Source organism: Anoxybacillus thermarum (assembly GCF_000836725.1).
Classification (GTDB): domain Bacteria; phylum Bacillota; class Bacilli; order Bacillales; family Anoxybacillaceae; genus Anoxybacillus; species Anoxybacillus thermarum.
Map to the genome: position 1 here is coordinate 1 of NZ_JXTH01000085.1, position 7463 is coordinate 7463.

The 7463-nt window shown below is 38.8% G+C and carries 9 protein-coding genes, 1 rRNA gene and 1 pseudogene; 2 read left to right on the forward strand and 9 right to left on the reverse strand.

The window, feature by feature from the left end:
* Together LH47_RS15605 and LH47_RS13560 are read left to right on the forward strand one after the other, a co-directional pair.
* Positions 1-145, forward strand: a pseudogene (locus LH47_RS15605) (UPF0236 family protein); the annotation flags it as partial.
* A gap of 424 nt (positions 146-569) precedes the next feature.
* Positions 570-860, forward strand: coding sequence for an AbrB/MazE/SpoVT family DNA-binding domain-containing protein (locus tag LH47_RS13560; protein WP_171335231.1), 291 nt, complete (start codon positions 570-572; stop codon positions 858-860).
* A 34-nt stretch (positions 861-894) separates the two neighbouring features.
* Here LH47_RS13560 and rsmI read toward each other — a convergent pair whose 3' ends face one another.
* The 9 genes from rsmI to rrf form a co-directional block, all read right to left on the reverse strand.
* Positions 895-1761 carry a 16S rRNA (cytidine(1402)-2'-O)-methyltransferase gene (gene rsmI / locus LH47_RS13565; RefSeq protein WP_043968412.1) on the reverse strand — a complete coding sequence of 289 codons (867 nt, stop codon included), beginning with the start codon at positions 1759-1761 and terminating at the stop codon, positions 895-897.
* 6 nt (positions 1762-1767) lie between these two features.
* Positions 1768-2502 carry a tRNA1(Val) (adenine(37)-N6)-methyltransferase gene (locus LH47_RS13570; protein WP_043968415.1) on the reverse strand — a complete coding sequence of 245 codons (735 nt, stop codon included), beginning with the start codon at positions 2500-2502 and terminating at the stop codon, positions 1768-1770.
* Between the two features lie 55 nt (positions 2503-2557).
* Positions 2558-2905, reverse strand: a complete 348-nt coding sequence (gene yabA / locus LH47_RS13575; protein WP_003398194.1) for a DNA replication initiation control protein YabA — start codon at positions 2903-2905, stop codon at positions 2558-2560.
* Positions 2906-2920: 15 nt separating this feature from the next.
* On the reverse strand, positions 2921-3748 hold the full coding sequence (locus LH47_RS13580; RefSeq protein ID WP_043968419.1) for a PSP1 domain-containing protein: 828 nt from the start codon (positions 3746-3748) through the stop codon (positions 2921-2923).
* On the reverse strand, positions 3741-4739 hold the full coding sequence (holB, locus tag LH47_RS13585; RefSeq protein WP_043968420.1) for a DNA polymerase III subunit delta': 999 nt from the start codon (positions 4737-4739) through the stop codon (positions 3741-3743). The genes LH47_RS13580 and holB overlap by 8 nt, the downstream gene beginning before the upstream one ends.
* Positions 4740-4749: 10 nt before the next feature.
* Positions 4750-5379 carry a dTMP kinase gene (gene tmk, locus LH47_RS13590; protein ID WP_043968422.1) on the reverse strand — a complete coding sequence of 210 codons (630 nt, stop codon included), beginning with the start codon at positions 5377-5379 and terminating at the stop codon, positions 4750-4752.
* 1 nt (position 5380) lies between these two features.
* Positions 5381-6805: an aminotransferase class I/II-fold pyridoxal phosphate-dependent enzyme gene (locus tag LH47_RS13595; protein ID WP_043968423.1), complete on the reverse strand. Its 1425-nt coding sequence runs from the start codon at positions 6803-6805 to the stop codon at positions 5381-5383.
* Positions 6806-6885: 80 nt separating this feature from the next.
* Positions 6886-7068 (reverse strand): sigma factor G inhibitor Gin, encoded by a 183-nt coding sequence (locus LH47_RS13600; protein ID WP_019418065.1) that lies wholly within the window; start codon positions 7066-7068, stop codon positions 6886-6888.
* Positions 7069-7201: 133 nt separating this feature from the next.
* A 5S ribosomal RNA gene (gene rrf / locus LH47_RS13605) occupies positions 7202-7318 on the reverse strand.
* Positions 7319-7463: the final 145 nt, after the last annotated feature.

The following is a 7463-nucleotide window of genomic DNA, read 5'->3' on the forward strand; positions in this document are numbered from 1 at the left end:
GTCCAAGCGGGTTGAACAGGCCAAACGGAAGGCAGGACGGTTGTGGGCAGATGTGGTGCGTCAGAATCTACCGTGTCTGCAGCGGTCATCCGGGACGCCGATCCATCAAGCGTTGTCGGCGCTTCGGGATTTTGGTTGGGTGTAAAAAAATGGAATACAATATCATCACTTCAAGATGAGGGATGAGAGTCCAAAAGCGCTTACGATATCAATTCCTGAAAATGGTTCGCTAACTAGTGATTGACAACACCCGTAGTGAACCGAAAAAATGTTCTCCACAAAGTCTTGACTGACTCAATTGTCGAATTTATGTTGAATTTTGTCGAATAATATTTATAATAAGTTTTGTATCGTCTTGAAAAGCAGTTAAAAACTGTGTATGCATCTGTTGTCAAATGACTTGGATTTTGTCATTTCGACTATAATTTTGTCGAATTTTATATGCAGCTACATGTAAATCATACATTTTTTTTTATTGTTGCATATAAAAGGATTGACGCTTAATGGAAAAGTTGTTATGATAAATCCATAGAGATTTTGTCGAATATTGACGAAAAAAGGAGAGGAGAATAAAGATGAAATCAACAGGTATTGTTCGTAAAGTCGATGAGTTAGGTCGTGTAGTTATTCCAATCGAATTGCGCCGCACATTAGGTATTGCAGAAAAAGATGCATTAGAAATTTATGTAGATGATGAGCGTATCATTTTGAAAAAATACAAACCAAACATGACTTGCGTAGTAACTGGGGAAGTATCTGACGACAACTTTAAGCTTGCAGATGGAAAAATCATTTTAAGCAAAGAAGGCGCAGAAACGTTATTACAAGAAATTCAAAACCTTCTTCAACAATCAAAATAAAAAGTTTCTCTAGACTTTTCTAGAGAAACTTTTTTTACTTATGATACGCCTCATACACATCCCGCTTCGGTAATTGGCGATCTTTTGCTACTTGTTTAATCGCTTCTTTCGACGTATATTGCTTCGCTTCTATATAATAATTTACATGTTCAACAATGGTTAAATCATTCCACCATATCGGTTCTTCATCATGTATGTGATTCCCTTCAACAAGAAGACAAAACTCTCCGCGAACTTCATGATTTTCTGCCCAATGCATCACTTCTTCTATCGTTCCGCGAATAAACTGTTCAAATTTTTTCGTTAGCTCGCGCGCCACAGCTATTTGTCGATTGCCAAATATATGATACATGACCGTTAACGTTTCTTGAAGACGATGCGGCGCTTCGTAAAAAATAAGCGTATCTTTTATATGTTTTAATTGCTCCAGCTCTTTTTTCTTTTCTTTCTTATGTCGCGACAAAAAACCATAAAAATAAAAATGATTTGTCGGTAATCCAGAAGCTGTTAACGCCGTAATGGCCGCATTCGCACCAGGAAGAGGAACAACTTTACATTGTGCACGTAACGCTTCAACTACAAGCTCATGGCCTGGATCGGAAATCGTTGGCGTTCCAGCATCACTCACTAAAGCGATATGTTTCCCTTGTAATAGAGAAGCAATAATATGCTCTCCTCGCGATTGTTTATTATGTTCATGGTAACTAACAAGCGGCGTATGAATATCGAAATGATTAAGCAATTTTTTCGTTTGCCGTGTATCTTCAGCCGCAATGAAATCTACTGTTCGTAACGTTTCAATCGCACGCAACGTGATGTCTTCTAAATTGCCGATCGGCGTCGGGACGATGTACAAAATTCCTTTTTCATCTTCTTCAATAAAACTTTTTTGTTCGTTCATCTCATCTCATTCCCCGTATAAAATATGTTTTAACTCGCTCGTATACTCTCCATTTTGTTCGTATACAAAGAGAGGAGGTAATATTTTCAACCCTTTATTGCCGTCTTTCGTTCCTTCAATTAAAATGGTGTTCGCTTCCTTTCCCTCTTTTGGATAAACAAAACGCAACCGTTTCGGTTCTAAACGATATTGTCGCATGAGTGTAACGATATCTAACAACCGCTCAGGGCGGTGAACGAAGGCGGCCTTTCCACCTTGTTTGAGCAATTGACTACTTACGCGAATGACATCTTCTAACGTGCAGTAAATTTCATGGCGCGCAATCGCGAAATGTTCATTTTTATTCATTTCTTCTTCGTTTGGTGTTGGGAAATACGGAGGATTGCACGTCACAACATCAAATTTACTATACCCAAGATGAGCAGGCATATCTTTAATGTCACCGTGAATGATTTCAATTTGCTCCTCTAATTTGTTGTATTGTACGCTTCGCTTCGCCATATCATAAATTTTTTCTTGAATTTCTACCCCAATCATTTTCCCTTTCGTTCGTTTGCTTAACAATAGTGGAATGACTCCATTCCCTGTACATAAGTCAACTAAATTTCCTTTTTGAATCGGAACATATACAAAATTGGCTAACAATACCGCGTCAAGCGAAAAAGCAAACACGGATGGACTTTGAATAATTTTCATATCTTCCGCTAGCAAATAATCGAGTCTTTCATCCTCACGCAACATATACAATCCCTCTTTCTACAACAAAATAGCCTTTCCAGACCATTCGTCAGAAAGGCTATTTTTTATTTAAAAATGACAAACAAAATAAACAATCCCCATCGGTCCGTAAACTTCCGTAATGTACATTGCAAATGTGAAATCCCTCTTGATACAAGCGGGCTAAATTATCATACCCTTCGCCTATATCGACTAACTTCGCTTTCGTTTGTTTTTTTCCTTGCTCTACTTTGTTTTCAGACAGCTGTTCGAGCCGTCTACGCAAATGGTCATTTTCCACTTGAAGCCGATGATTTTCTTCAATTAACTCCCCGAGATAATTTTTCAATTCCCCGAGCTGTTTATATAAATGGGCAATTTGTTCCTCGATGCTTGTTACAGATTGAAAAATCTCTTTTTTATTCACGCGCCATCCACCCCATTACTCTGTGGCTTGAGTAGGAAGAACTTTTTCTTTTATCAATTCATCAATTGTATACTCAATTACTCGGTCTTTGTCGACTAACTCCACTTGCAGCACTCTTTCTAAAATATTTAGCCCCACGACTTTTCCAAGCCCAAGAGGCGTCTCAATGACCTCACCTAAATCCGGCAATTGTTCTTTTGCTGTTTCGTATTCATCATTTTCATATTTTAAACAGCACATTAATCGGCCGCATAACCCTGATATTTTTGTCGGATTTAAAGATAAATTTTGATCTTTTGCCATTTTAATGGAAACCGGATCGAAGTCGCCTAAAAATGTCGAACAGCAAAGCATGCGCCCGCATGGCCCGATACCGCCTAACATTTTCGCTTCATCACGCACACCAATTTGTCTCAGTTCAATTCGTGTGCGAAAAATGGCTGCCAAATCTTTAACGAGTTCACGAAAATCAACGCGTCCATCAGCAGTAAAATAAAAAATAATTTTATTGCGGTCGAATGTATACTCGACATCAACAAGTTTCATTTCTAATCCGTGCTCTTCTACTTTTTTCAAACAAATGTCGTATGCTTCTTCCGCCGCCTTTTTATTTTCTTCTACAACAAGTTTATCTTTTTGGTCAGCCATCCGAATGACTTTTTTCAGAGGCAAAACAATATCTTTTTCATCGACTTGTTTTTTAGCCACAACAACCTTTCCAAATTCAATGCCGCGAACGGTTTCAACAATAACATAATCACCGTTTGAAATCGGTAAATCCCCAGGATCAAAATAATAAATCTTTCCTGCTTTCTTAAAACGAACGCCTACAACTTCATACAAATGCAGATCCCTCCCGCAACTGCAATACTAACTGTTCCATTAAAAGCTGCGGATTCATATTCGTATGCAACCGCGCTTTTGCTTGTAAAATGGCCTTCATATGTTGAGCAATTTGCTTTTCAGAATAAAGAAAACGCGACCGCCGAAATTCATTTATGCAATCATCGTATGCAATTTGTTGTTCTTCTCCTAGTAACACATATAACAAATCTTTATATAAATATAATAATAAGTCTAACCCTATGCTCATTTGTTCTTTATTCGTAAAATGACTAAGCCAATGTTGTTGAATGACGAGCAACGCTTGGACATATTGCTTGTTTAATGCTTCATATAATTGTATCACTATTTTTCGTGCTTGTGCAAACCAATCATCTTGACTTAACTGAAAAGCTTCTTGCACATTATTTGTTACTCTAGCAGCTAATATCGCTAACTCTCGTGGTACACCTTGTTTTTGTAAATGAGCGTATATTTGTTCTGTCGGTAATTTGCGAAAAGAAATCACTTGACAACGTGAAACAATCGTTGGAAGTATGCGATGTAATTGCTCCGTTAATAAAATGGCCACCGTTTTTGCTGACGGTTCCTCTAAAAATTTTAATAAACTATTCGCTGCTTGAACGGTCATTTGATCAGCATGCTCAATGATATATAACTTGCGGCTCGATTCAACAGCCGTTTTTGTAAACTCCTCTTGCAGTTGCTCAATTTGTTGTTTTTTAATTGAGTTTCCATCTGGCACAACGAGATGAACGTCTGGGTGATTACCAGATTGAATCCGCCGACAATTCACACATGTTTCGCAAGGGTCATCATGTACATTTGTTAAACAAAACAAACGCTTCGCGAATAAAAGAGCCGCTTCTTTTTTCCCTGTCCCTTTTTGTCCTTCAAATAAGTATGCATGAGCCACTCTTCCTTTTCTTATACTGTTGACGATCATTTTCGCTACATGTGGTTGATTTGTTTCGAGCATTTTCCATGACATGACGATCCTCTCACTTTCTTAACAAAGGCTCTATAAGCGCCCACACGTCTTCAAACACTTTTGTTACAGATTGCGTAGCGTCTACTTTTTTTATGCGATTTGGAAAACGATCTAATAACATCATATATCCATCACGCACTCGTTCATGAAACGCGAGCTCTTCTAAATCCAGCCGATTCACTTCTCGCAACCCATTTTCGCGAATGCGCGCTAACCCGAGCGCTGGATCAATATCAAAGTAAATCGTTAATGTCGGCATCCAATTTTCAATCGCAAACGCATTAATAGCCAATATCTCATCTATTCCTAAACCACGCGCTACCCCTTGGTAAGCGAGAGAACTGTCAATAAAGCGATCACAAAGAACGATTTTCCCTTTCTCCAACGCAGGAATCACTTTTTCAACTAAATGTTGTCGTCTGGCCGCTGCATAAAGTAAAGCTTCTGTTCGTGCATCCATTCGATCATTATTAGGATGCAAAATGACGGAACGAATTTGCTCTGCAATATCAATTCCCCCTGGCTCACGCGTCGCAATAGCGTCAACATGTTGCTTCGTTAAGTAATCAGTTAACATGCGAACGATCGTTGTTTTCCCCGCTCCCTCGGGACCTTCAAATGAAAAAAATAAGTAGTTCATCTTAAGCCTCCTCAAAAACTTCGATATAATCCCCGTTTATATCTGTTTGAAAATATGCCCCTGTTTGCTTCAAATGTTGAATAAGCTCAATATGTTGCTTTGTCACAATTTCGCCAATAAGTAAAATAGGAATCCCAGGTGGATAAGGGACAACCATTTGAGCACAAACACGTCCGACTGCATCATGAAGAAACACTTGTTTTGTTTGTCTACCTTTAATCCATTCATAACTCACAGCTTGACAATGCTTTGGTAGTTGAAATTGTACATGTCCGTTTTGTCGTTCGCTTCGGATACATTGTAGCGCACGTTTTATTCGCTCTATAATCATTTGAAATTGTTTGATTTTCGCAAGCGGATAAACAAGTAATACGTTATATGGATCAGCCATTTCTGTGAAAATTTCGTTTCTTTCTAATAGCTGCTGCAACTCATAACCTGAATGTGCACTGCGTGTTTGTAGCGTAATCTTTAACAAGTCTGTTCGAACGAGTGGATGCCGTGATTCCACAACGTGAATCGCTTCAATTGTTCGCAACTCTTGCTTAAATAATTGAATTTGCTCAACCATTTCATTAATCGTTTCACGTGTCTGTTGCGCAACATAAGCGCGAGCCAAATCAAGCGAAGCCATAATTGGATAAGATGGGCTGCTTGTTTGAAAAACTTGCAAAAAGTATCTTAACGTACGTTCATTTATAAGATCACTATTAAAATGCAAAAAAGAACCCATGGTCATGGCTGGAAGTGTTTTATGGGCTGATTGTACAACAATGTCTGCCCCACACTCAACAGCCGATTTTGGAAAAGGTTCCCCGAGCACAAAATGAGCTCCATGTGCCTCGTCCACTAAAACAGGCATGCGATAAGAATGGGCCAATTGAATAATTTTTGTTAGATCAATAGACATCCCATAATAGTTTGGATTGGTTAAAATGAGCGCAGCGGCATCCGAATGCTCACGCAATGTATCATAGATTGTTTCAAACGATACAAAAGACATCACTCGAACATCTTCATCAAATTCCGGGGAAATAAAAATCGGCGTTGCCCCAACAAGATGTAGCGCATGTAAAATGGATTTATGGCAATTACGTTGTACAATAACTTTTTTATTTTTTTCACATGCAGCTGTAATCATTGCTAAATTACCGGCAGTAGAACCGTTAACTAAAAAATACGTCCGTTTTACCCCATATAATTTTGCCGCTAATTGTTGTGCCTGTTCAATCGCTCCCGTTGGATGATGCAAGTCATCTAAATGCGAAAGTTCCGTTACATCTAAATGTAACAACGGTACAAAAGTAGAAAGAGCCTCTTCATAAAAAACAGCTCCATATTTATGCCCTGGTACGTGGAATGAAATCGGTTGTCTCGAGGTATGTTCACATAAAAGTGTATATAGAGGTGTTTTCGTTTGGTCCATCTTTATTCGTTTCCTCGCTCACATTTTTTATATATTTATATTAAAATAAAACAGGCCCTAATCATAGTAGGGGCCTTTTGTCATGAATATATTTTATTCTCTCCTATTTTTTTCAGCCGATCAACGTAAAATTTGTATTTTTCATCATTTGTTTCCGTTTGAATGAGATCGTTATGACAATCCATGCATATAAAATGATGAAAAACATGAATCCCTTTTTTATTTTGTCCATCACATACAATGCAAGTTTCTTTATAAGACATTTGTTCTCCACCTCCCGCTAACAGTTTTCCCAGTTTCATATAACAATATACTTCGAAAACAATCATTTGGAGCGGGAGTATAACAAAAGCGAAAGTAAAAAGACCAAGACTAAATCGTCTTGGTCTTCCCTTTGCCCGGCAACGTCCTACTCTCGCAGGCGGTGTCCCGCCAACTACCATCGGCGCTGGAGAGCTTAACTTCCGTGTTCGGGATGGGAACGGGTGTGACCTCTCCGCCATCGTCACCGAGCAATGTGATGAAGGGTTATTCCTTCAAAACTAGATAACAGGACTAAACAGTCGCCTACGCTTTTCATATTGTCTAGCTTCGAACTAACATCCTCCTACGCCTTCGCTTTTTCCGTTCGACGTGCACGCACGTCTTCGTCAAAAGC